This window comes from Shewanella sp. NKUCC06_TVS (assembly GCF_019345515.1).
In the GTDB taxonomy this organism is placed as follows: domain Bacteria; phylum Pseudomonadota; class Gammaproteobacteria; order Enterobacterales; family Shewanellaceae; genus Shewanella; species Shewanella oncorhynchi.
Window position 1 is genome coordinate 127,734 of record NZ_JAHKQX010000015.1, and the last position, 25,672, is coordinate 153,405.

The window sequence follows — 25,672 nt, forward strand, 5'->3', positions numbered from 1 at the left end:
TGTGAGTGAACGGCTATTTATTCGCTTAGGCAGAACAGCAGAGCAAGCGTGCTCTTGGCTCGTTTGGTCGGAGCAAGAACAGGAAATTATCGCCTCTGGCGAGCTCGCCAATGCCCAAGGTTTGTCGACCTTAACTGAGCGTGCGGGCAATCGTCCCGTCGATGTGTTAGTGCCCGCCGCGGCAATGACGCTCACTAGTGTGCATTTGCCCGAAAAAGGTCAACGCCAAGCCTTGAAAGCCTTGCCTTTTATGCTCGAAGAAGCCTTAGCCGATGATGTCGATGCTATGCATTTTACTGTTGGTCCACGTGACGGTGACGCCTTAAGTGTGGTCGCAGTGGCACATGAGCAAATGCAGACTTGGCTGAGTTGTTTGACCGAAGCGGGTTTAAAAGTGAAGCGCATTGTGCCTGATTGTTTAGCCTTGCCATTGCAAGAGTGCCAATGGGCGGCAATGAATTTTGGCAATGAGCTATTGCTGCGTACCGGATTAGCTTCGGGCCAGAGCTTACCTCTGCCTTGGTTGCCAATTGCGTTAGAACAACTTAAGCCTGCACAGGGCGAAGTCTCTGTCGCCAGTTATACCGAGATGCAACTCGAGGGGGTCGAGCTTAAGCCGCAGTCACTCGAGCTACCTATGTTAGTGTTAGCCCGCGGTATTTTGCATGCACCAGTGAATTTACTGAGCGGCGTTTACACACCGAAGCGTGAATACAGCAAACAGTTGATGATGTGGAAAAGTGCGGCCATCGTTATTGCCATCGCGTGCGTGCTGGCCTTAGTGAATAAAGGGCTGACTATACATCAAGTCAATGGTCAGGTTGCCGATCTTAAAGCCCAGAGTGAATCCATTTATCAGCAAGTGATCCCGGGAAATTCGCGTATTGTTAACCTACGTTCGCAGATGGAAAGTCAATTACGTGCATTGCTGGGACAGGGCAGTGGTGCCGAGTTTTTTGCCATGCTCGATGGTTTACAGGATGCCTTTAAGCAAGTGCCTGAACTTAAACCTAATAGCTTAAGATTCGAAAGTGCTCGTAACGAGATCCGCATGCAAGTGAGTGCGAAAAATTACGCGCAGATCGAGAAGTTTAAAGAGATTGTCGGTCGTCGTTTTCAACTCGACGGCGGCACTATGAATAGCGGTGAAGAGCAAGTCACCAGTACCTTAACCTTGAGGAGCAAATAAGATGGATAATTTGCGGACTTGGTGGCAAGGGCTCGCATCGCGCGAGCAGCAGTTAGTGGGCTTTTGCTCGGTATTTTTAGTCATTGGTATTTTTTATTGGGGTGTTTGGACGCCGATTGCCAATGCTGAAGCCGATGCATTACGTAACCTCAATGCACAACAACAGACGTTGAACTATGTAAAACAAACGGCGAATAAAATAGCGAGTCTTAAGCAGAACGGTGCTAAGCCAACGACGTCGGGCAGTTTAAGCTCAGTGGTTAACCAAACTGCAGGCAATTATGGGTTAGTGATTACTCGCATGCAGCCCCAAGGCGATAAAATCCAAGTGTGGATGGACGATGTTCCTTTTGATGCCTTGTTAGGTTATTTGAGTGAGTTAGTGCAGAAGAAAGGACTTTCGCTCGAAAGTGTTGATTTGGCTGAGGCCGATGTACCTGGCTATGTCAAAGTGAGACGTATCCAATTAGCGCAATAAATTAAGGTGTAGCTGTGAGTTTGATAAAAAAAGTCATCATAGGCGTACTGATTTATTTAATATTTTTAGTCGTTCTATTCCCCGCTAAGATTGCGATAGCGTTAGCCCCATTGCCCGCGAATATCAGTGTTTCGGGTGTGAGTGGCAGTATTTGGTCTGGCAGCATAGAAACCTTAAGTATGCCGCAGCGTCAGGTAGAGCAAGTGCGTTGGGATCTGAGTCCTTGGGCGCTATTTTTAGGTAAAGTGAAAGTTGATTTTCAAGTGGGCAGCCGCGCAACACCTGTCAGTGCTAAGGGATTAATTTCTTGGTCTATGGGAGGCTTAAGTGCGCAGGGTTTACGTTTCGAAGCGCCAGATAGCTTTTTACTCGGCAATGCAAAACTGCCTTTTAAAACCGAAATATCCGGTGAAGTTAGCCTATTAGTCGAGACGTTAGAGCAAGGTAAGCCTTGGTGCGAGCAGCTGTCTGGTAAGCTGTTTTTGAATCAAACCAATGTTAAAAACCAGTTTGGCAACTATCCACTAGGCAATATCGAACTCGGCCTTAGTTGCGTTGATGGCAAAGCGCAATTAGCCACAGATGAAGCCAAGAACCAGCTTGGTATTGTTGGTACCTTACAGTTAGATGAAGGTAATATGGTGAAGGTTGAGGCTAAGATTAAAGAAACGGCAGAGCAACCAGAAGATATGCGTGAGTCGCTGAATATTTTAGGTAAGCGTGGTGCGGATGGCTATTTCCCTGTGGTATATCAGGGGCGGATCCCTGGGTTATAGCGCTGTTTTAGATGAGCACTTAAACTTAATGTGAGTGCTCAGATGTGAAGGCCGTAATGCGAGAGTTGCGATTAAATGTCCGATCATAAAACAATGCGATGAATAGAAACGAAGGCACCTTAGGTGCCTTTTTTATGGCCTTTTTATCGCGTTAGATCAGTCAGTAGTGAGTGATAGTCGGTAATCGCGGGGAAATCGTGAAAGACTTTGATTGGTTTTTTACTGTCTGGGTTAGCAATCCCCAATTGATGGCCCACGCCAGCAAGTTTAGCGGCTTTGAGTATGGGTTCGCTATCGTCGATAAAGAGACAGCGACTTGGCTCAAGGTTGAATTGTTTAAACAAGGTGAGCCAGAATTGTGGGTGTTCCTTAGGGTAACCCGTCTCGTGGCTAGAAATCATGTCATCGAGCCCTGCTGCTAGCTCAGTATGTTCAAGCTTTAGGGCAAGACTCTTGGGATGCGCATTGGTCACTAAGATGCGCCGTTTACCCGCAGAGGCCAAGGCCGCTAAAAATGGCATGCTGTCTTGGCGCAGTTGAATGCGATCCACTAAAGTGCGGTGCAAGCCCATAATGTCGAGCTGCAGTTGCTCCTGCCAATAATCGAGACAGTACCAATCGAGCGTGCCGACGACTTTCTCATAGGCGTTTACAACTAATTGCTGCGCTTCGTTGTGGCTCACACCTTGCTGTCGACTCAATTCCTGCGGTACTAAATTTAGCCAAAAATGATTGTCGAAGTGCAAATCCAATAGGGTGCCATCCATATCGAGCAGAACCGTATCGATAGTCTTCCAGTTAAACATGGGTATTTCCTATTTTTGCAAAACTGAATCACGCTTAGCATTGATTGTTGCACTGCGTAATACTCAGTGATGACGATGATTCGAGTCACTTGTATGCTCAAATCTTTGTGCTAGTCTTGGATGATTAATTATTTTTAGTCTGAAAATTAAGCGGTTGGATATGGATATCTGTTCTTTTGCCCTATTAGCTCAAGTTTCAAACCCCCTTAGTTTACAGCAAGAGTTGAATGCTTTGCTGCAACAAGACTGGTTACCCCATGTAAATCCGCGTGATTATATGGGTGGTTGGGATGTTCTCGTCTTACGCTGTGCAGCAGAGTATCGCGGTGCTCATCCTATCTTGCAAGCCTTCTCAATTTCTACCGGTCAGCACTGGCAAGATTTGCCTCAACTCGAATCGAGCCCTGCGTTATGCCATTTTCTGCAATCCTTAGCCTGCCCAGTGAAATCCGTGCGTTTGATGCGCTTACATGCGGGGGCAGAAATCAAACCCCATAGAGATCAAGGACTCTGCCTAGAACAAGGCGAGGCAAGATTACATTTGCCACTGCAAACGAATGAGCAACTCAATTTTTACGTGGACGATAAACGTGTACCCATGCAGGCCGGAGAGCTTTGGTATATCAATGCCGACCAAGTCCATTGGGTTGAAAATAAAGGGCAGGATGCGCGGATCAATTTAGTGATTGATTGCGAGGTCAATACTTGGTTAAGGGAGTTAATCGATGCTGCAAAGATCAGAGCTTGAATTAGGGCATAGTTTGGATGTAGCTGTATTAACTCAGTTTGCTAATGCGCTACTGCTGTCAACCTCAGCAGGGGAGTCTAAACGGCTCATCGATCCCATGCTGAAGCAGTTGTGCCAAATAGCGGCAGTGGAGTTACACCCCGAGTCTTTTTTGGATACTGAGGCGAGCCATACGCCTTTTGGTAAGGCGGTGTCACTCACTACCGCGGCGCAGTGTGCCGAAGATCCTGAGCGGGGCCGAGTCTTTATACAAGGGATTTATCAAGCAATACAAGATCGTCTAAAGGCTCATCCCGGGCAGATTGTGAACATCTTATATGCGGGGACTGGGCCTTTTGCTTGGTTATTATTACCTCTGCTGCCGTTATTTTCTGCGAGTCAAATTCAAGTGACCTTGCTCGACATTCATCAAGCCTCGTTAGATAAAGTTACCAAGCTTATTGAACACTTTGATTTAGCTGATCGTGTGGTGGAGAGTGTCTGTGCGGATGCCACGTTTTGGCAGCCAAATACAGTCGTAAAGTTTGATGTGATTCTTTCCGAAACCATGAAGCACTTGTTGCAACAGGAGCCGCAAGTGCAAATTTTTACCCATTTACAGGCGTATCTTGCAGATGATGGTGTGCTCATCCCGCAAAATATTGAGTTAGACGCTTGGCTTGAGTGTCGTACTGTGCAGGATTTTGTGGAGACGCATTATTTAGGGCCGTTATTCGCGCTCAACCTACAAACAGCACGCTTGCTTGCCAGTGGAGACCGCAGTTTCTTGGCTGGTACATTACTATTGCCCGATTTCAGTCTGAGTGCAGTAACGCTTAAGTTTACTACCAGCATTCAAGTTTATGGTGAATCGAAGTTGAGCGAAAACCAATCTCAACTCACGTTACCTCGATATCGACGTGAACATTGGCTTAAGCCGCTCTCATGCCTTGCTTTTCGATATGAGCAGGGTACTCATCCCGATTTTGTGTTTGATGTTATAGAGCAAAAACCAGTGCTTGTGTCGAGTGACGATCTGAGCTGCTTAGGCATTTATCATTTGCAGCGGCTTTGGCAAAAGATACAGCTACGCAAATGGGAAGTGCCATTCACTGAACTGGCTAATGAATGGCACTTAGATAAAACCTTGCTGGATCTTTGTGGAATAGGGCTAGAGCCGGGTCTAAGAGCTTTATATCAAAACGATCATCAGTCAGCTTTTGTTGCTTACATTCAGCAAATCGCCAAGCTGACAGCCGCGGATATTGCTGGGATTAATCAGCAATTAGGCGCTATTTTCCATGGATTAACGCCATCGGTCACAGTATCAGAAGTCGAAGACTTCAATTCAGCGGAGGTTGAAGACTCAAATCTGGCGGCAGTACTCAGTGAGTCACAACTCAATTTTTGGCAAAGTGAAGGTTATTTAGTGATCCCGCAAGTACTCACGGCAGAGCAATGCGCCGCAACTCGAGATTTTATTTGGCAGCAGTTAGGATCCAATGAACAAGATCCCACCACTTGGTATCAACCTCATGAGTTTATGCAGAAAATCATGCTGCAACTGTTTCGCCATCCGCAACTGGACGCGAATCGACAAGTCCCCAAAATTCGTCAAGTGTTTGAACTTTTGTGGCAGCGAACGGATTTAGTTATGACAACCGATAGAGTCAGCTTTAATCCACCTGAAACGCCAACTTGGCATTTCCCCGGTCCGGATATGCACTGGGATATGCCGCTACAGCTCCCCGTTAAGTTTGCGACGCAAGGGTTAATTTATTTAACCGATACCAGTGCGGAACAAGGCGCATTCTGTTGTGTCCCCGGATTTCATCTCAAGATAGAGGAGTGGCTTCTCGAACAGAACAAGTCTGATATAGAGCTTCAGCAACAGGATTGGCATCGCTGGCAAGTAAAACCTATAGCGGCTAAAGCGGGCGATTTAATCATTTGGCACCATGCCTTGCCCCATGGCGCCAGTCCTAATCGTGGGACGTTACCGCGTATGGTGCAATACATTAACTTTTACCCTATGGCTTCCTAATGGTTGATTTTAAAGAACAACAGCAACGCTATTGGTTGTTAGTTCATAATCCAACCGCCCTGAGGGAGCTTGGCAAGGTTATGACTCTCACCAACTTTTGCCAATATTTGCGGCTTTTTTGGCACTTACCAGACTGTGGCGATGATACGTTACTGGCTATCTTGCATACTGGTAATCGACAAAGGATAGAGCCGGATTATTCACTCTTCTGCCAGTTTTGGGCGCCAACTGACTATGACCCTAAACGCAGAGTATTAGAGTGGATGTCCGCCGCAGAAAAACCGATTCATCCTTTCTACTCGGAGCATATTTCTGCCGTGCGGGGTCAGTTATTGTCCGCCTTGATTAAACCCCAAACTGCTCTGTTACCTGCGCCAAATCTTTCTGGGCTAGTAGAACAAGTGCAGCCTGCCGGATTTATATTTCACCTCTCTCGCTGTGGATCTACCTTAGTGTCGCGCAGTTTTGCGGGGTTATCTAAATGCAGGGTGTTATCTGAATCGCCTTTACTGACTCAAGTGCTATTGGACAGGAGCCTATCAGATACTGAAAGACGTGCGGCTTTAATATTTTGCATTAATACCCAAGGTCAGTTGTTTCATCCTGAACAGCATTTGTTGATTAAATGGAATGCGTGGGATTTGCAGTTTTGGCCATTGATCCTATCACTTTATCCTCAAGTTCCCGTGTTATTACTACTTAGGGACCCCGTCGAGATCTTAGCATCACAGCAAAAGTCTGCTGGATATCATATGGTGCGACAACCGTCTCGACCTTTATTCCGTGAATTATCAGTACCAGAGGAGGGGGAGTCGATACTGGATTATCAATGTAAGGTATTGCGCTTGTTATTGGGTTATGGGTTAGAGATGAGTCAGCGTAACCAAGTGATGGTCGTGGATTATCAGGAGTTGTTACCCGCGATAGCGAATAAAATCGCAAACTGGTTTTCGTTGGCTCTCTCTAAAGAAGAGTGCAGCCAAGTCGAACAATGTCAGTTAATACATGCTAAAACAGCCACGCAGCCCTTTGTAGCAGATTCACAATCTAAACAAAGTTTTTTTTCGGCTAAGCAAAAAGAACAGATCCACCGTTATTGTAACTGGTCTAATCTTCACCTTTTTGAAACTAAAGGTTAACATAAATCTTGTATTTTTGTGTGATGTGAACTAGCTTTAGCCAACTATCTATATTAAAAAATATCAGCAAGTTAACGTTTTTATTCTAGGGATGGAAAATGCAATCATGTCATTTCAAGTCGTTAGCCGTTTTATTCTGCCAACGCATTCCCCTGAGCCACTCTTTAAACCTGTCATTCGATTTGTTGAGTTTTTTGCCCGTTAACCCCGAGCTGCCACGACGAATTAAAGAACTATTAACGCGCTGTTAGAGTTACTTATTACAGGGAATGTATTTGATGGTAGAAGACATAGTATTACCTAAGGCCTATTCATTGCGTTATGCGTATAAAAATGACGATGCTTTTGTATTTGTACTATTTTGTTCTGCAAGGACGGAACTGTCTCTATTACCGCTTCCCCCACAGCAACGAGAGCTGTTAGTGCAACAACAATACCGCTTACAGCAAGCGAGTTACGCTGCCCAATACCCTCAAGCGGTGACTCTAATCATTGAATATCAATCAATTTCTATTGGCAAAATCATACTTAATCCCTCTGTTAACGGTGTCCATATCGTCGATTTTGTCATCGCACCGCAATTTCGTGGCTATGGTTATGGTTCAGTCATTTTGGACTCGGTAAAAGCCTATGCCCAAGCAAAAGAGGCGAGTGTGAGTCTGAGTGTTGATCGACAAAATATGCGTGCGAAACAGTTATATCTTCGCTTGGGTTTCTTACCTTTTGAAATATCACCTACCCAAGAGTGGCTATCGTGGCCATCATCATAGGTAGTGTTGTTTGAGGGAAGAGGAAAGCGTGTGTAATCAAACTGATGATGTATAGATAGGTTTATTTTTATTAAGGAGTCATGGATGTCTGATTTTTTTCTCGGAGAAATTAAGCTTCTCCCATACAACTGGGCACCTAAGTATTGGACTTTGTGTGCAGGGCAATTATTGCCAATCAACACCAACCAAGCACTTTTTTCACTCTTGGGTACGACCTACGGTGGCGACGGTATCAATACTTTTGCGTTGCCGGATTTACGTGGTCGCGTACCAGTTCACCCTAATGTTAGTGCAGGTTTGCCTCAGGGCAGTAAGGCGGGTGTTGAAAATGTAACCCTAGTACCTAACAACCTGCCAGTACACAATCACCTTGTGATGGCCAGTTCTACTGCCGGCGATACCACGTTGTTTGCAGGCAATAATATTGCCGCCGCCAAAAATGCAGCTGGTGAGGTCAATTTGTATGGGTCCGCTGCAAGTTTACAAGCGTTGGACCCTGCAACGGTATCCAGTACTGGTGGCAATCAAGCCCATGAAAATTGTCAGCCTTCACTGGTAATGAATTATTGCATTGCCACTCAAGGCATTTACCCTTCACGTAACTAGAGGAGAATCACTATGGATCCTTATATCGGTGATATCCGTCTTTTTGCGGGTAGTTTTGCACCTAGAGGTTGGATGTTGTGCGCTGGTCAGCTATTAAGTATTAGTGAGCAAAGCACTCTTTTCGCAATTATCGGAACCACTTATGGTGGTGATGGGGTAACAACATTTCAATTGCCGGATTTGCGCGGTCGCCTTCCGGTTGGGCAGGGTAATGGCCCTGGTCTGACTCCCCGTGTTATCGGTCAGCAGTTTGGTGTTGAATCCATTACCTTATTAACGCCGCAAATACCTTCACACAGCCATAGTTTGTCGGCGAGTACTGCAAGTCCCTCCACATCACCTAGCCCTATGGGTAATGTCTTTGCCCACAGTAATACCGATAATATTTATGCTCCTTTGCCATCTAGCGGTGCCGATCCCCAAGTTATGAATGCACTCAGTGTGCAAGCCTCAGGGGGAACACAACCACACAATAACATCATGCCTACTACAGCGATAAATTACATCATATGTATTGAAGGCATTTTCCCATCGCGTAATTAAGGAGCGAAATTATGGATCCATTTATAGGTGAAATCCGTTTGTTGCCATTCAGCTTCGCTCCCCACAATTGGGCGCTGTGTAATGGCCAAATATTGTCAATCGCAAGTAATACCGCGTTGTTTTCAATTATCGGAATTACTTATGGTGGCAATGGTACAACCACGTTCCAATTGCCTAATTTGCAGGGGCAGACCGTAGTTGGTGTAGGTCAGGGCCCCGGGCTGAGAACCTGGGATTGGGGCGAACAGTTTGGTGAAAATGGGGTGACGCTGATCTCCACTGAAATGCCAGCACACAACCACACGCTGACCGGTTTGAATAATCAGGGGACTTTGCCTTCTCCGGCAGCGAATACCTATCTTGCGAAGGATGGACGTGGTGGTGGCATAGTCAACTATATGCAGGCAGCACCAGGTACATTAAATACCACTATGGCACCACAGACTTTAGGTCTAAATGGTGGTGGTCTACCCCATGAAAACCGTCAGCCATTTATCGCATTGAATTATTGTATTGCCCTTTATGGTGTATTTCCGGCACGCAATTAATTGATGAATGATCCCGGCATGTTTGTCGGGAAGTTTTTAATAAATATTTTTAATTAGTAAGTCACATTAATGCCAAACAAATTACATTTTATTTCAGGTTTACCGCGTGCTGGCTCGACGCTGCTCGCAGGTATACTTCGGCAAAATCCACGCTTTCATGCGGCTATCAGTAGCCCTGTAGCGGGGCTTGTGAATGGTGCCCTCGAACAAATGGGGGCAGGTAGTGAGTCCTATTCATTTTTCGATGAACATAAACGTAAGGTCATTTGTCGGGCATTAATTGATGCTTATTACCAAGATAAAAATCATCCGGTTATTTTCGACACCAACCGTCACTGGACTGCCCGTCTACATCAATTGGTAGAGTTGGTTGATGATTTTAAAGTGATTTGTTGTGTGCGCAATCCGGCTTGGATTATGGATAGTTTTGAAGTGATTTACCGTAAAAACCCATTTGATTACAGCCGTATGTTCAATGCGGCCTCGCGTCAGACGGTGTATAGCCGCTGCGAGTCATTAATCAATGCTGGTGGTGCGGTTGGAAGTGCATGGACCGCACTCAAGGAAGCCTATTACGGCGAGTTTTCTGATCGCTTGCTATTAGTGGATTATGATCTGCTTACCCAGCATCCGGCACGCACGCTGGAGTTAATCTATCGTTTTATTGGCGAACCGCAATTCGATCACGATTTTAATAATGTCGACTATGCTGAAAATGAGTTTGACCACAATCTTGGGGTCAAAGGTTTGCATAGCGTTAAGCGGAAAGTGGAATACAAAAGTAGGCGCAGTATTTTACCGCCTGACTTATTTATGAAGTATCAAGAAATGGACTTCTGGCTAGATAGTACTGGCACTGCAGCCAATATTATTGCAAGTAAAAAACCTGTAGCACCTAACGCAAAAAATGAAGGGAATCACTTATCATGAGACACGCACTGCTTAGTGGGCTTTCCTCGCTGTTATTACCATTCGGACTCTATGGTGCTGGTGCTATTGCAGCGCCGAGTTATCAGCGATCCTATTTGAGTTCATCGATAAGTGCATCGACCGATCTATTATTGCGTTCAGACACCTCTCTACCACAGGATCTAATTGATTTATCTGGCGATCAACTGGATATCCAGAGTGCACATCCGGTGCGTGAGCTGGTGATTGTTGATGGCGCAGTGGCTGAAGCTGATAAATCGGTATTGCGTCGCGCCCTTAAACCTAGTGTTCAATTGGTAGAGTTAGATTCTTCTATCGCTGGATTACCGCAATTAATTAATGTACTTGATGGTCACAAAAATCTCGCAGCTATTCATGTGGTTTCCCACGCACAAGCTGGTGTGATACTGCTAGGCAATTCACGTATTACCCCAGAGATAATCCAGCAAGAAGTGCAGGCATTTGCTGCGCTAAAAGGCGCGGTGCGTGAAGGTGGCGATTTATTATTTTATGGTTGTGATTTGGCCGCGAATGAAAGCGGTGAAGCGCTGCTGGATATCATTAGCAATAACACGGGTTTGGATGTTGCCGCCTCCAATAATTTAACCGGTAATGCCGAGTTGCAGGGCGACTGGGATTTAGAAGTTACCCGCGGAAATATTGAATCTACTGTGGTGTTTTCTGAAAAAGCATTAAGGGATTTTTCAGAGGTGTTAGCGCCAATTGTAGATGGCACTTATGATTTTGCAGGTTGGAGTGGACAGGGAACTGCACAGCTCAGCACAACCCATTTCAGATTAACCGCTAAGGGGGGGGATGGAGTCACTCAAAATCTAGGTAATGGCCTTGGCAATTTTGCTTACATGCATGGTGGTGCGACTAGCACTAACCATTATTTTTATTTGCGCGCCGATGGTACCAATACTACTGCATTTGAGTTAACGGGATTAACGGGAGGCGAGTACGCTGGCTACTCTAGTGAATTTACTAATCTGCGTATTGTCGGTTACTTGCAGAGTGGCGGAACGGTTACGTCATCTGTTGTTAACGGAGTCTCAGGTGCTCAAAACTTCGCCTTTGGTGCTGGGCAGTTAGGATCTTTTTCTGGCGTTAAGCTAAAAGGGTTCAAATTATTTTTTGATTGTGCAAGTGCTTGTACTTTGCCAAATGATGGGCCGGAGAACTTTGAGTTTCGTAGCTTCACAGTCGCGAATGCAATAGATACTCCTCCTCTACCTACAGTAAGTGATGCCCGTATCGGTATCTCCGGCGCGTCAGGTACGAGCGGGGCATATAAAATTGGCGATATAGTTACCGCAACTTGGAATAATACAGCTGGAGGCGACAATAACTCAGGTGTGACGGGGGTGACTGTTGATTTCTCTCAGTTTGGCGGCGGCGCTGCAGTGGCCGCAACGGATAGCAGCGGAACTTGGACGGCAACTTATGTTATCACCTCAGGTGCGATTGATGCGTCCAGTCGTAATGTCAGTGTGACCGCAACCAATGCCCAGGGGGGAACTACTACTGCTGACACTACTAATGCTGTTGTGGATAACGTTGCGCCAGTTGTCACGGATAACCGTCTTGGCCTCAGCGGAGCCACTGGTACCGGAGGTGCCTATAAAATTGGCGATACCGTCACCGCGACCTGGAACAACACGGCCGGTGGTGATAACAACAGTGATACGATTAGTTCAGCTACCGTCAACTTTTCACAATTTGGTGGCGGTGCCGCCGTTGCAGCAACTAACAGCAGTGGTACTTGGACTGCAACCTACACGATAGTGGCTGGTGCGATTGACACCACCAACCGGAATATTTCCTTCAGCGCAACCGATAACGCGGGCAACAATACGACAACGGCAGACACCAGCAACGCGACACTCGATAACGTTGCGCCATTTGTGTCCGATGTTTATATCGGCATTTCCGGCGGTACTGGTACTGCTGGCACTTTTATCGCTGGTGATACAGTCACTGCCAGCTGGGACAATAGCGCCATTGGGGACGATAACAGCGATACCATCAGTGCTGCGACGGCTGACTTCAGCCAGTTTGGTGGTGGCGCTGTCGCGGCAACCAATAACAGCGGTACTTGGACGGCGATTTATACCTTAGTTGCGGGCGCTATTAATACCACTAATCGTAATGTGTCAGTCACTGCAACGGATAATGCAGGTAATACCAGAACTCAGGCAGATAGCAGTAACGCCACTGTGGATAATGTGGTGCCAGCGGTAACGAGTGTTAGCGTTCCGGCCAATGCGACTTATATTACCGGGCAATCCATCGATTTTACCGTCAATACTAGCGAAGCTATTACTGTTGGTGGCACGCCGCGTATTGCATTGACGCTCGGTGCATCCACTGTGTATGCAAGCTATCTTTCAGGTACTGGCAGCAGCGCATTGACTTTCCGCTATACAGTGCAGAGTGGCGATCTCGATACCGATGGAATAGCGATCGCGGGATCGATAGAAGCCAATGGCGGCACTTTAAAAGAGGGCTCGGGTAATACTCTGAACTTAGTGTTAAATTCGATTGGCAGCACGACGGCCGTATTAGTGGATGCGGTACCACCAACTGTGAGTAGCGTTACAGTGCCCACAGATAATACTTATGCAGTTGATGATACCTTGATTTTTACGGTGAGCAGCACTGAAAATGTGACTGTTAATACGGGCGGGGGTACGCCGCGTATCGTCTTGACTATTGGTGGAACAACCCGTTATGCCTCATATATCAGTGGCTCCGGAACCTCAAATTTAGTCTTTAGCTACACAGTGCAGGCCGGTGATAACGATACCGATGGTATTGGCTTGGCATCTAGTATTGATGCCAATGGGGGCGCATTGCTTGACGGCGCGGGTAATAATTTAGCGCTTACGCTGAACTCGGTTGGTTCAACTACCGCAATTCTCGTGGATACAGCCACGCCAACAGTACAGAGTTTTAACCCCCTAGATGGCGCTATTGGGGTGGCAGTTGGTGCCAATTTTGTGCTGACCATGAATGAAGATATTCAACTCGGTAGCGGTAATATCGTTATTTACAACACCGACGATGTGGCCGTAGCGACGATTGATGTGGGTTCACCTGTTGGACAGTTAACGATAACGGCGGGTGTGTTGACTATTAATCCAGCCGCTAACCTAGTTGAAAATACCAGTTATTACATTCAAATCGCTAATGGGGCTATTACCGACTTGGCGGGTAATCTTTACGCCGGAATTAGCAATAAAACCGATTGGAATTTTACCGTTGCCGATGTTACACCTCCAGTGGTTACTGGGATTGTCGTGACGGGATCGCCAGCAGCGAATGGGGCTAGTCTAGTATTTACTGTGAGTTTTGATGAGGTAGCGAGCAATCTATCTACCGATGATTTTGTGCTCACGGCAACAGGCTCGGCAAGTGGCAGTATTGCCAGCGTTTCTGCGGCATCTGGAACAAGTGTTGATGTGACGGTGAATACTGTGAGCGGCACTGGTAGCCTGAGACTCGATGTCAAGGCGAATTCCAATATCCAAGATGTTTCCGGTAACGGTAATGGAACCAATGGCTATACTGCCGCTTATACCGGTGGCGCAAATCACACAGTCGATCGCGATGCGCCTTTAGCACCTTCGGGACTCGATCTTGCCACGGCTTCCGATTCTGGGATCAGCAGCACAGATAATTTAACCAGCGATACCACTCCGACACTCACAGGCAACGCTGAGGCGAATAGTACAGTGACGCTCATGAGCAGTATCGATGGTGTATTGGGTACCACAACTGCAGATGGTTCTGGAAATTGGTCGTTTACCACGCCACTATTAACCAGCAATTCCGCGCACAACATTACGGCCACTGCGACCGATGTTGCGGGCAATACTGGCGCGGTGTCGACGGCACTTGCGCTTACGCTCGATACACAAATCCCCACGATAACCAGCTCGGCTCCTGCAGTAGGTGCCGCGGCCGCGGATGCCAGTGTGATATTCAACCTCGCTTTTAGCGAATCTGTGAATAGTCTGACGACGGATGATTTTGCTCTGGCGAGCACAGGCACTGCGTCTGGCACTATTTCGAGCGTTTCTGCTAGCTCTGGAACTGGTGTTGTCGTCACTGTTAATGGCATATCGGGTACGGGTAGTCTGAAGGTAGGCCACACAACGAGTGATATTGTTGATGATGCGGGTAATGCACTCGGTACCTATAGTGCTGGCACTGCACACTCTGTCGATACGGATGCACCAACTATTTCGGGTGTCAGTTTTGACCAGACGTCGGTGACTCAGGCAAATCAAAATGCGATTAGCCTGACCTTAGCGAGTGCGGAGGTGGGAACCAGCGCAAATTACACTATTACTGGCAGTTCAGGCACGCCTGTTACAGGATCTATTGCGGTCGCAAGTGCGTCACAACAGATCGTCAATATAGACGTGAGCGGCTTAGGGGATGGCACTCTGACAGTGAGCCTTACCCTGACCGATGCGGCGGGTAATGTTTCTAGTCCCGCAGTGACCGATACCATATCGAAGGATGCTGTAATTCCCGCAGTGAATGTGGTTAATGTTAACTATGGCCATTATGGGGTCGGCAGTGCTATTGATATCACTCTTACTCTGACCGAGGATGTGACGGTTTCTGGCACACTTTCTACGCTGTCGCTCGATATCGATGGTGTGGCTCGTCAGGCTGTGTTTGTGTCTGCGGCGAGTGGTGTGCTGACCTATAGATATACTGTCCAAGCGGGTGATAACACGGGGGCGAGTGGGTTAATTGTCGATGCCAATGGCATAGTCCTTAATGGCGATACTATGCGAGATGCGGGCAGCAACGATGCTGACTTAAGCTACAGTCAGTGGAACAGTGTCAATGTGATTGTCGATACGACGGCTCCCGTCGATCCAGTGGTTACTACACCTGCTGGCGCCATCAGTACCAATCAGGCAACGACATTGGTCAGCGGTACGCACGCTGAAGATGGGGTGACAATCAGCCTCTATGCCGATGTGAACAATGATGGCGTTGCCGATAATGCGACTGTGTTGGATGATACTATTGTGGTGGCGGGCGCTTGGACCCTGAGCGCTGCATTATCGACGGACAGTGACAATAATTTTGTCGTGGTTGCCAGCGATGCTGCGAGTAATGTTTCTGCGCCTCAGAATGTCCCTACTATTACTCAAGACGCCACTGTACCTGTCGCACCTTCTGCGCCTGATCTCGATGCGGCAAGCGATTCAGGTGTGAGTTCAACGGATAATATCACCAAGAATACGACTCTCATACTGACTGGCACGGCAGAGGCCGGCGCCAGCGTTGTCCTTAGCAGCCATCTTGATGGAGTGCTTGGTACAGTCAATGCGGATGGTAGTGGTGACTGGAGTGTCAACGCAACGAGCGTGAGCCCTGGAACCCATAGCATCACAGCGGTTGCGACAGATATTGCAGGAAATAGCAGTGTTGCATCGAGCGCCCTTTCTGTAACTATTGATACGAGTGCACCCACTTCCTCGGCAATTACTCATCAAAATATTCAACCTGGCGAGAGCTCATCTATGCTCGCATTTACTATTGCAGATGATGTAACCGCTGCAACGGATATCCTAGTGACGCCAGCGAGTTCTGATACCACTGTGGTTCCACTTGCGGGTGTTGTATTGGCAGGAAGCGAAGCTGATAGAGGTGTGACTGTGACTGCGCTGGGATCTGGCACGAGCACCATCACCCTGACGCTAGTTGATATTGCGGGTAATACTAGCACTCGGACCTTCGATGTTGTGGTGAATAGTGTACCCACTATTTTAGGGACACCTGCGACCAATGTGGCTCAAGGTACACTTTACAACTTTATGCCCATCGCAGCAGACGCGGACGGTAATAGTTTAGTCTTTGATATTACGAATCGACCTTCGTGGGCTGGCTTTAATACAGTTACGGGGGCATTGAGCGGTACGCCGAGCAATGCAGATGTTGGTATGACGACGGCAATTGTGATCAGTGTGAGTGATGGGGTGCTCAGTGCGAGCCTGCCCGCTTTCAATCTCACAGTGACGAACGTCAACGATGCACCGACGATTAGTTCGACGGCGATGACGGCAGCAACTCAAGATGCGGCGTACAGCTACACCTTGACTGCAATTGATTCTGATGTGGGTGATGTATTAACGCTGAGTGCCATCAATAAACCGAGTTGGTTAAGTTTCAACGCGACTACAGGTTTACTCAGTGGCACGCCAGGCAATGCGGATGTGGGCAGTCATGCGGTCACCTTAAGAGTGACGGACACGGATGGCTTAACGGCTGAGCAAAGCTTTAGTATCACGGTGACGAACGTCAACGATGCACCGACGATTAGTTCGACGGCGGTGACGGCAGCAACTCAAGATGCGGCGTACAGCTACAGCTTGACTGCAATTGATTCTGATGTGGGTGATGTATTAACGCTGAGCGCAGTGACCAAACCGAGCTGGTTGAGTTTCAACTCGGTGACGGGTTTACTCAGTGGTACGCCGAGCAATGCGGATGTGGGCAGTCATGCTGTGTTACTGCGAGTGACGGACGCTGACGGATTAACAGCAGATCAATCGTTTAGTATTACAGTCACTAATAGCAACGACGCACCAACCATCACTTCAACAGCAACTACGGCCGCTGTGCAAGACGCTGTTTACAGCTATACCTTTGCCGCTACAGATGTCGATGTGGACGACGTACTGACATTGAGTGCGGTGACGATACCAAGCTGGTTGAGCTTCAACGCGGCGACGGGTTTACTCAGTGGCACGCCTGGCAATGCTGATGTGGGCAGTCACCCGGTAACCTTACGTGTGACGGACACGGATGGCTTAACGGCTGAGCAGTCCTTTAGCATTACAGTGACTAACGTTAACGATGCGCCTGTTGCGACGAGTGCAAGTTTGACCTTAGAGGAAGATAGCTCTGTGATGATCACGCTTACTGGGGAGGATGCAGATAGTGATCCTCTTACCTATGAAGTGGTGAGCCAACCTGAGTCGGGCACTTTGGAGCAGCATGGAACTGTGTGGTTATACACACCGGGGAAAGATTTCAACGGTGCAGATCAGATAAGCTTTATTGCTAAGGATGCTGAACTGAGTTCTGAGCCTGCAACTATCACCATGAATGTCACACCAGTGAATGATGACCCACAAGCTGTAGATGATAATTACACTCTAGCCAGCACCGCGGATGATAAATACATACTACCTGCGCTAGAGAATGATGTTGATGTGGACGGTGATACTTTGACTATCGATGGCGCGGCAGCAGACATAGGTAGTGTGCAGATTACTGCTGATGGACTCATATTTACTGCCCCTGCAGCTTATGTTGGTCCGGTCGCACTTCGTTATACCATTAGTGATGGTCAGAAAGGGCGCGCAAGTGCAAAAGTCAACTTACTGGTAGAAGGTGGGGAGGCTGACAATTTACCTGTTATTACTGTACCTAGTGATGTTGAAGTTAATGCAACAGGCTTGTTCACTCGAGTGGATCTAGGGTTTGCGAAGGCCGTCGATCGTAATGGTCATCCACTGCCCGTTTCTTTGGTCGATAAGCGTTTATTCTTTGCCCCTGGTAGTTATCTTGCTTACTGGCAAGCCGTAGATCGTGATGGCAACAAAGCGACTAAGGCTCAGAAAGTAAAAGTGCATCCATTAATTTCCTTGAGTAAAGATCAAGTCGTGGGTGAGGGTAATGAGGTTGTTGTTAGTATTCACTTAAACGGTGTCGCGCCTGAGTATCCAATATCAGTTCCTTATACGGTTGCAGGTTCCGCGGACAGCAATGATCATGACTTAGTCGATGCGGTATTGGAGATTACTTCAGGTACATTGGCCCATATTCACTTTAGAACCATAGAGGATGGGGAAGTTGAGGCTGAAGAAGATGTGTTGATCAGCCTAGATCCAAGTTTGAATTTAGGCAGTAAGAAGCAAACACAAGTGTCGATCACTGAGGCTAACATTGCCCCGAGTGTGACTCTTGAGGTGACTCAAGCGGGTGAACGTCAGTTGATCGTGGCACAAAATGGTGGCGAGGTTCATATTCATGCGCAGATTAGCGATGCCAACATGAACGATACTTTGACATCTGTATGGTCGAGTGGCGCGCTGAACTTGCAGTCCGATGATGCGGGGATGTTCTTCTTGCCGACAGAGGTCTTGCCGGGCATTTATCCTGTGAGCCTGACTGTGACGGATAGCGGCTTACCCGCGCTGTCTACCACGGAGAAAGTTTATATTGTTGTGCGCCCATCTTTGCCACCTCTGACGGGGACTGATACCGACGGTGATTTGATCCCTGATAAGCAAGAGGGATTTACCGATACAGACCGCGATGGCATTCCAGATTACTTGGATGCAATCAATGATTGTAACGTGATGCCTGAAGGTGAGTTGCAGCCTGTGTACTTTCTGGCAGAGGGGCAAGCGGGCGTGTGCTTACGCTTAGGTAATATTGCACTGATGCAAGAGCAAAGTGGTATTCAACTATTACCTAATCTGGTTCCTGAAGACAGTATCGCGGCTAATGTGGGGGGGATTTTTGACTTCATTGCTACAGGACTACCGCAACAAGGGCAGAGTTACAGTCTGGTGATACCACAACGTTCGCCAGTTCCTGCCAATGCAGTATATCGTAAGTATCAAGCCCAAAATGGTTGGAAGGATTTTGTGATTGATGCGCGCAATAGTGTCGCGAGTAGTGAAGGTGAGCGTGGTTTCTGCCCTCCTCCTGGAGATAATCGTTGGACTTCTGGATTAACTGAAGGCCATTGGTGTGTGCAGTTAACCATAGAAGATGGTGGGCCAAACGATGACGATGGCGTCGCTAACCGAACCATTGTCGACCCAAGTGGCGTGTCAGTGATACTCAATGGTAACCATTTACCTGTGGCGAACCCAGATACGGCATCTTTACCTTGGAATCAGAGTCTCGATGTCGATGTGCTCGCCAATGATACGGATAGCGATGGTGATGCCTTGACGGTAACACAAGTCACCAGCGAGTTCGGAACTGTAGTTATCTTGGCTAATCAGCAGTTAAGTTACACGCCAGCAACCGATTTCATCGGTACAGATGTGCTGGTGTATAGCATTACCGATGGTAAAGGTGGTACTGCGAGTAGTGAGTTGACTGTGATTGTTAATGGCAATACGGCACCTACGACGGTGAACGATAGTGCTGCCATAGATGACAGAACGAGCTTGTTACTCGATGTGTTGAGTAATGACAGTGATCCCGATGGAAACGTTTTAACCTTAGTCAGCGCAACCGCGCAGCAAGGAACGGTTTCTGTTGAGTCTAATAAACTACGTTATATCCCTAAAACTGGATTTGATGGAGTAGATACTGTGAGTTATCAGATTAGTGATGGATTGGGCGGCGAAGCAACTGGGCAAGCGTTAATCACAGTTAAGGCATACCAAGATGTGGTGATAGATAACAAGTCGGGTGGAGGCAGTATGTCCTTATGGGCATTAGGTTTGATTCTTACAATGGGTTTAATTCGCCGTAAGGAATTACATAAATTAGTCTTGGGCACTGTGTTGCTCGTAGGCTCCGTTAATCAAGCAAATGCGGCTGATAACTGGTATGTCGAGGGATTTGTCGGGCAAGCTCAGGTTGATAGCAGCAGGCGAGATCTACAGCCACAAGCGGGGGCAGGCTTTGTAACATCGGTTGATGATAAAGATACTGCTTTGGGTGTGAGTATCGGTTATCAATGGACTCCCTATGTTGCCATCGAATTAGGCTATGCCGACTTTGGTAATGGGACTGCGAGGATTGAGGGCGCAAGTCTCACTCCTGAGCAATATCATGGGCAGGTCAAAGCCGTGACGCCAGTTCTGGCCGATGGTGTCATGCTGGGATTACGCTTCACTTTACTCCAACATGAAGCTTGGCGGTTCGAAGTACCCATCGGATTGTTTAGGTGGCAAGCGGATATCAGTAGCACTATGGGCAATAGCCGTTTAACTACAGAGCTTGATGGTACAGATTGGTATGCGGGCGTGCGTTTTAGCTATCAATTTACTGAGTCATGGTCTGTAGGTTTGGGATATCAATATGTGGATATCGAGCCTAATGATTTCCTCAGTTACCAGCTCAATCTACGATATCAATTTTAAGCGTTAGCATATCAAAAGGGGCATTCGCCCCTTTTTACTATCCAATAAAAACATCATATTTGAGAATATTTTGAAGGTGTTCACTTAAGGCTGGGCTTGGTTTGTGATGCATATCGCAAAGGATTTGTGGCTTACCATTAGGAGCATGTAATAAATTCAGGTTGTAGATTAAAGACAGGATAGTAAGATTGTCACTTACCTTATTTAATTTATCGCTTTTTTATCCAGAGGCAGTTATGTCGCAACGGCAGAATAAGCCGGAAATATTGCATACCGAAGTTGTCGCGAGAAGCCGATTATTTCAAATTGAGCAAGTGCATCTTAAGTTCTCCAATGGTGTAGAGCGCCAATATGAGCGCATGAAAGGCGGTAGCCGTGGCGCTGTGATGATAGTGCCTATTCATCAAGGGAAAATGCTACTGGCACGCGAATATGCTGCAGGAACTGATAATTACGAACTCGGTTTTCCAAAAGGTTTGATCGATCCCGGTGAGACAGCAATAGAAGCTGCTAACCGTGAATTACAGGAAGAAATTGGCTTTGGATCGAATAAGCTCACTTTACTGAAAGAACTCAGCCTAGCTCCGGGTTATTTCTCTAGTAAGATGCAAATTTTTCTTGCAGAAGATCTGTATGAGAGTCGTCTTGAAGGTGATGAGCCAGAGCCAATTGATGTGGTGCCTTGGGCGCTCGCCGATTGGGAAGCCTTGCTCGATGATGTCGATTTTTCTGAATCCCGTAGTGTGAGCGCGTTGTTTTTGGCGCAAAAATATTTACAACTTAAATAATCTTTTTCCTTTTAAGCGTTCAGAGTTTGCACGCTTGCAAAACATTCGCTCAGCAGGCGATTGGAGTTGTTATGAAGCCAGAAGAGTTGATCGACGAAGTTATTGCGATTGCGACCGATGCAGGGATAACTATCCGTGACATTTATCTCAAAGGTAATTTTGAGCGAGAAATGAAGTCTGACAATACCCCTGTCACTTCCGCAGATTTAGCGGCGAACAAGATCATTTGTGACCGATTAACCGCCTTAACGCCTGATATTCCTGTGTTATCTGAAGAAGCCGCTGACATTCCGTTGAGTGTGCGTGAATCTTGGAAGCGCTATTGGTTGGTGGATCCGCTCGATGGTACGGGGGAGTTTATCGCCGGCAGTGGTGATTTTTCAGTCATTATTGCGCTGGTGGAACACAATCGTCCCGTGATGGGTGTAGTTTATGTGCCGATGACGCAAGTGTGTTATTACGCTATTGCTGGTTTAGGGGCGTACAAGCGCACGGATAAACAAGAAGTGCGTATTAGCAGTCGCCAAATTGAGCACCGTGAAAAGGTATCCCTAAGATTAGCCGTAAGTCGCCGTCAGGACCCTCAATCTGTGTTGACCCTATTCAACCATCCCAAACACTGCGAGTTAGTCGTGATGGGGGGGGCAGCGTTGAAGAGCTGTCTTGTCGCCGAAGGTCGTGCTGATTGTTATGTACGAGTCGGACCAACGGGTGAGTGGGACACGGGAGCTGCGCAAATTATCGTCGAGGAAGCGGGTGGACAGCTGATGGATACTGAGCTGCAACCGTTAACCTACAATGAGCGCGAGAGCTTAGAGAACCCTAATTTCATCGTAGTTGGCGCACCCAACTTAGAGTGGGATAAGATTTTAATAGGTGAATGATTTTCAAATGCAGTCTATACGTCCGGTATTAAAGTCAGAGTTATTCGCGGTTTATCAGCTCGAACAGGCCATTTTTGGTGAGCACAGCTATCCTGATTTCTTCTTCCGTCAGGGATTTGATTGTTGGCCAGAGCAATTTTTAGTGGCCGTGGATGCAGATAATCAGCTACAAGGCTATTTGCTCAGTGCCCAGAGTAGTGATCCTAACTGCATGTGGATATTATCTGTCGCAGTGAGTGAAAATGCTCGCGGGAAGGGATTCGGCAAGCGTTTGATGCAACAATGTTTAGCCGAGTTGCCCGTGTCAGTTGAGCGGGTGTGTTTAACCGTTGATCCGAGTAACCCTGCCCATGGCTTATATCAGCATTTAGGTTTCATTGATTCAACTTTTGAAGCCGATTATTTTGGCGCTGGCGCAGATAGGGTTGTGATGACTTATCGCAGGCTTTAAATCGCGTGCTTATCTTTGAACCAAAGATTATCCTCAAATAAAAATCACCTTTGAATTAAGAATGATTTTTAAATCAAGATAATGGACGGTGTGCTGACTGAGCGCGCCGTTTTTTATGCTCTTTTAGGTGATGTCATCCCACGGATCCAGTTTGGCTTGCTGAGGGAATCTAATTCGAGTGCCTATCTTTATCCATCATCTTCAATAATATCCTTCATTATTTACCCTCTTCTGTACGTAAAACAAACTTATTTTGAACGTTGTTTTTTATTTTAACTACTGTTAGTCTCTTGCTATTCAACAGGGGATGAGACCTATGGCCAGACGAAAAGAACACAGCCATGATGAAATTCGCGCGATGGCAATACAAGCGGCAACTGAGTTACTGATAGATCAAGGTGCCATAGGGCTCAGCTTACGCAAAGTGGCCAGCCAAATTGGTTATGTCCCTAGTACCTTGATCAATATTTTCGGCAGCTACAACTATTTATTACTGGCGGTTTCTGAGTCAACGCTTAGGACTTTGCACGACCGATTGACGGGTGTTCGTGCGGCCGACAGTTTAGGTAAAATTATTGCAATGGCTTGGGAGTATAGTCAATTCGCCCATGAGCAGCGCCAAGCTTTCAAGCTGGTTTTTGAGCTGCAATTACTCGATTCTGAACCCTTGCCTGAATCGCAAGGGCAATTGATTGCGGGGTTATTTACTCTGATTGAGCGTGAATTGGCGCAACTATTTCCCGAGGTTACGCCGGTGCAGCATCTCAGTATGAGCCGGGTATTATGGGGGGGGATTCATGGGCTGACCTCTCTGTCACTCGATAATAAGCTCTTCGCTGAGTCGTTATCACTGCGGGATTTACTCGAGAGTCACGTACAAGCTTATTTACAAGGAATGGGTTACCAGAAGGAACTATCATGCTGCTAACAAAACGTTTTTTACCCTATTTTGCGACTCAGTGCTTAGGCGCATTGAATGACAACATCTATAAAAATGTGTTGCTGTTATTAGTGACCTTTAGCCAAGTGAAAGACCTACCCATAAGCGTCGATATGTTTGTGAACTTGGCGGCTGGGGTGTTTATTTTGCCATTTTTCCTCTTTTCGGCCCATGCGGGTGTGGTCGCCGATAATATGGATAAGGCTAAACTCATTCGCCGATTGAAATTACTCGAAGTCATCATCATGTTTAGCGCTGCGATTGCGATTCTGAGCGAGAGCTACATGATGATGTTATTACTGTTATTTTTAACAGGTAGCCAGTCTGCATATTTCGGTCCGGTTAAATATTCCTTGTTGCCCCAAGCGTTGAAAGAGGACGAGTTAGTCACAGGCAACGCTTGGGTTGAAATGGGCACTTTTCTCTCTATTCTGGTGGGCACTTTGAGTGCGGGGATCTTGGTTTCTGATGAAAACGGTACGCTTTGGTCGGCGATTACTGTTGCTGTATTAGCCTTTGCAGGATATTTATCGAGCCGAGCGATTCCTGCATTACCCCCGCAGGGCGTCATCGAAAAAATACGTTTCAGGCCGTTATCGGGCACTTGGCGTAGCATCAAAAAAGCCCGTCAAACGCCTTCAATCTGGATGGCTATCCTCGCGATCAGTTGGTTTTGGTTTTTAGGTGCGACCTATCTGACTCAGTTTCCTAACTTTGCTAAGCTGCATTTGCATTCTGGTGCGACTGTGGTGTCATTATTATTAGGCATGTTTTCCATCGGGATTGCTGTTGGCTCCTTCGTTTGTGAACGTTTCTCCTACGGCCATGTGGAACTCGGTTTGCTGCCATTTGGGGTATTGGGATTAACTATCTTTGGTGTCGATTTGCTTTGGGCTATTCCACCAGTGCCAGTGGATGCTGGTTTTGTCTATGGATTAAAGGCCTTTATTGGCGAGTCCCAACATTATCGCGTGATGCTAGATTTCTTTATGATTGGCGTTAGTGGCGGTTTGTTTATCGTCCCCCTGTATGCGTTTATTCAATCTCGTTCGCCTAAGGGCGAATGTGCTCAGGCGATTGCTGCCAATAACATTATGAACTCATTGTTTATGGTGGTTTCGGCACTGTTATCTATGCTGTTGCTGGGCGTTGTAGGTTGGACTATTCCACAGTTATTTCTGCTACTCGCCGTGATGAATGCTGTAGTCGCGCTCTATGTTTATTCACAAGTACCAGAATTTACACAACGATTTATCAGTTACTTACTCAGTCATGTTATGTATCGAGTGACAGTCACAGGCCGAGAGAAAATTCCAAAGGAAGGGGCTGGCATCATAGTCTGTAACCATGTGAGTTATGTGGATGCATTGATTATTATGGGAGCGTCGACACGGCCAATCCGCTTTGTGATGGATAAATCCATCAGCGAAATTCCTCTGTTGAAGTATTTGTTCCGCCACGCTGGAGTGATCCCTATCTGTTCACCTAAGCAAAGTGAAGAGACCTATAATCGTGCCTTCGAGGCGATTCATGAAGCGCTCGCCAATGACGAGTTGGTATGTATTTTCCCTGAGGGTCGACTCACACCTGACGGTGAACTTGGCGATTTTCGTCCTGGAATTGATAAGATTTTGGCCAGAGATCCAGTGCCAGTCATTCCTATGGCGCTACACGGATTATGGGGATCTTACTTTAGCCACAAGGGCGGACATGCCTTGGCTAAAATGCCCAAGCGTTTTTGGTCAAGGGTGTCGGTGGATTTAACGGATGCCGTCGATGGTAAGCTTGCGAATAAGGAATCTTTGAGAGTCCAAGTGGCGAGCCTGCTGGGCAAGTCTTAAATTCGTTAAGGCATGAAATAAAGTGATAGCCGCGGATCTAATGTTCGCGGTTATCTCATTTATG

The 25,672-nt window shown here is 47.0% G+C and carries 18 protein-coding genes; 17 read left to right on the top strand and 1 reads right to left on the bottom strand.

Annotated features, from left to right (window positions below):
- The first annotated feature begins 1 nt into the window (after position 1).
- The 3 genes from gspL to KO531_RS16760 are packed head-to-tail and all read left to right on the top strand — an operon-like array spanning position 2 to position 2,443.
- The gene (gspL, locus tag KO531_RS16750) at positions 2-1,189 is read left to right on the top strand and encodes a type II secretion system protein GspL (RefSeq protein ID WP_219251741.1); all 1,188 of its coding nucleotides are present in this window, start codon (positions 2-4) and stop codon (positions 1,187-1,189) included.
- Position 1,190: 1 nt separating this feature from the next.
- A complete protein-coding gene (locus tag KO531_RS16755) occupies positions 1,191-1,667 on the top strand; it encodes a type II secretion system protein M (RefSeq protein WP_105251002.1) in 477 nt (158 codons plus the stop codon).
- 14 nt (positions 1,668-1,681) lie between these two features.
- Complete coding sequence (locus KO531_RS16760) at positions 1,682-2,443, top strand: type II secretion system protein N (RefSeq protein WP_219251742.1); 762 nt, start codon at positions 1,682-1,684, stop codon at positions 2,441-2,443.
- Between the two features lie 143 nt (positions 2,444-2,586).
- Here the strand turns inward: KO531_RS16760 and yrfG are convergent, their stop codons facing one another.
- The gene (gene yrfG, locus KO531_RS16765; RefSeq protein ID WP_105251004.1) at positions 2,587-3,249 is read right to left on the bottom strand and encodes a GMP/IMP nucleotidase; all 663 of its coding nucleotides are present in this window, start codon (positions 3,247-3,249) and stop codon (positions 2,587-2,589) included.
- A gap of 160 nt (positions 3,250-3,409) precedes the next feature.
- Here yrfG and KO531_RS16770 point away from each other — a divergent pair, with 160 nt between their 5' ends.
- The 14 genes from KO531_RS16770 to KO531_RS16835 all read left to right on the top strand — a co-directional run bounded on the left by KO531_RS16770 (position 3,410) and on the right by KO531_RS16835 (position 25,608).
- Positions 3,410-3,997, top strand: a complete 588-nt coding sequence (locus KO531_RS16770) for an aspartyl/asparaginyl beta-hydroxylase domain-containing protein (protein ID WP_219251743.1) — start codon at positions 3,410-3,412, stop codon at positions 3,995-3,997.
- Complete coding sequence (locus KO531_RS16775) at positions 3,975-6,020, top strand: phytanoyl-CoA dioxygenase family protein (RefSeq protein ID WP_219251744.1); 2,046 nt, start codon at positions 3,975-3,977, stop codon at positions 6,018-6,020. The genes KO531_RS16770 and KO531_RS16775 overlap by 23 nt, the downstream gene beginning before the upstream one ends.
- Positions 6,020-7,159, top strand: a complete 1,140-nt coding sequence (locus tag KO531_RS16780; protein ID WP_219251745.1) for a sulfotransferase family protein — start codon at positions 6,020-6,022, stop codon at positions 7,157-7,159. The genes KO531_RS16775 and KO531_RS16780 overlap by 1 nt, the downstream gene beginning before the upstream one ends.
- 278 nt (positions 7,160-7,437) lie before the next feature.
- Complete coding sequence (locus KO531_RS16785) at positions 7,438-7,929, top strand: GNAT family N-acetyltransferase (RefSeq protein ID WP_219235526.1); 492 nt, start codon at positions 7,438-7,440, stop codon at positions 7,927-7,929.
- A gap of 84 nt (positions 7,930-8,013) precedes the next feature.
- A complete protein-coding gene (locus tag KO531_RS16790) occupies positions 8,014-8,535 on the top strand; it encodes a tail fiber protein (protein ID WP_168826977.1) in 522 nt (173 codons plus the stop codon).
- 12 nt (positions 8,536-8,547) lie between these two features.
- Positions 8,548-9,078, top strand: a complete 531-nt coding sequence (locus KO531_RS16795; RefSeq protein WP_212600797.1) for a tail fiber protein — start codon at positions 8,548-8,550, stop codon at positions 9,076-9,078.
- Between the two features lie 11 nt (positions 9,079-9,089).
- Positions 9,090-9,626: a tail fiber protein gene (locus KO531_RS16800; protein WP_113941567.1), complete on the top strand. Its 537-nt coding sequence runs from the start codon at positions 9,090-9,092 to the stop codon at positions 9,624-9,626.
- Positions 9,627-9,695: 69 nt separating this feature from the next.
- Positions 9,696-10,556 carry a sulfotransferase gene (locus KO531_RS16805; protein ID WP_212600796.1) on the top strand — a complete coding sequence of 287 codons (861 nt, stop codon included), beginning with the start codon at positions 9,696-9,698 and terminating at the stop codon, positions 10,554-10,556.
- Complete coding sequence (locus tag KO531_RS16810) at positions 10,553-20,704, top strand: Ig-like domain-containing protein (protein ID WP_219251746.1); 10,152 nt, start codon at positions 10,553-10,555, stop codon at positions 20,702-20,704. Before KO531_RS16805 ends, KO531_RS16810 begins: the two co-directional genes overlap by 4 nt.
- A 236-nt stretch (positions 20,705-20,940) precedes the next feature.
- Complete coding sequence (nudE, locus tag KO531_RS16815) at positions 20,941-21,492, top strand: ADP compounds hydrolase NudE (RefSeq protein WP_173242602.1); 552 nt, start codon at positions 20,941-20,943, stop codon at positions 21,490-21,492.
- Between the two features lie 71 nt (positions 21,493-21,563).
- On the top strand, positions 21,564-22,376 hold the full coding sequence (gene cysQ / locus KO531_RS16820) for a 3'(2'),5'-bisphosphate nucleotidase CysQ (RefSeq protein ID WP_011848162.1): 813 nt from the start codon (positions 21,564-21,566) through the stop codon (positions 22,374-22,376).
- 7 nt (positions 22,377-22,383) lie between these two features.
- The gene (locus KO531_RS16825; RefSeq protein WP_219251747.1) at positions 22,384-22,827 is read left to right on the top strand and encodes a GNAT family N-acetyltransferase; all 444 of its coding nucleotides are present in this window, start codon (positions 22,384-22,386) and stop codon (positions 22,825-22,827) included.
- A gap of 316 nt (positions 22,828-23,143) precedes the next feature.
- On the top strand, positions 23,144-23,755 hold the full coding sequence (locus tag KO531_RS16830; RefSeq protein ID WP_219251748.1) for a TetR-like C-terminal domain-containing protein: 612 nt from the start codon (positions 23,144-23,146) through the stop codon (positions 23,753-23,755).
- The gene (locus tag KO531_RS16835) at positions 23,746-25,608 is read left to right on the top strand and encodes an MFS transporter (RefSeq protein ID WP_219251749.1); all 1,863 of its coding nucleotides are present in this window, start codon (positions 23,746-23,748) and stop codon (positions 25,606-25,608) included. The genes KO531_RS16830 and KO531_RS16835 overlap by 10 nt, the downstream gene beginning before the upstream one ends.
- Positions 25,609-25,672: the final 64 nt, after the last annotated feature.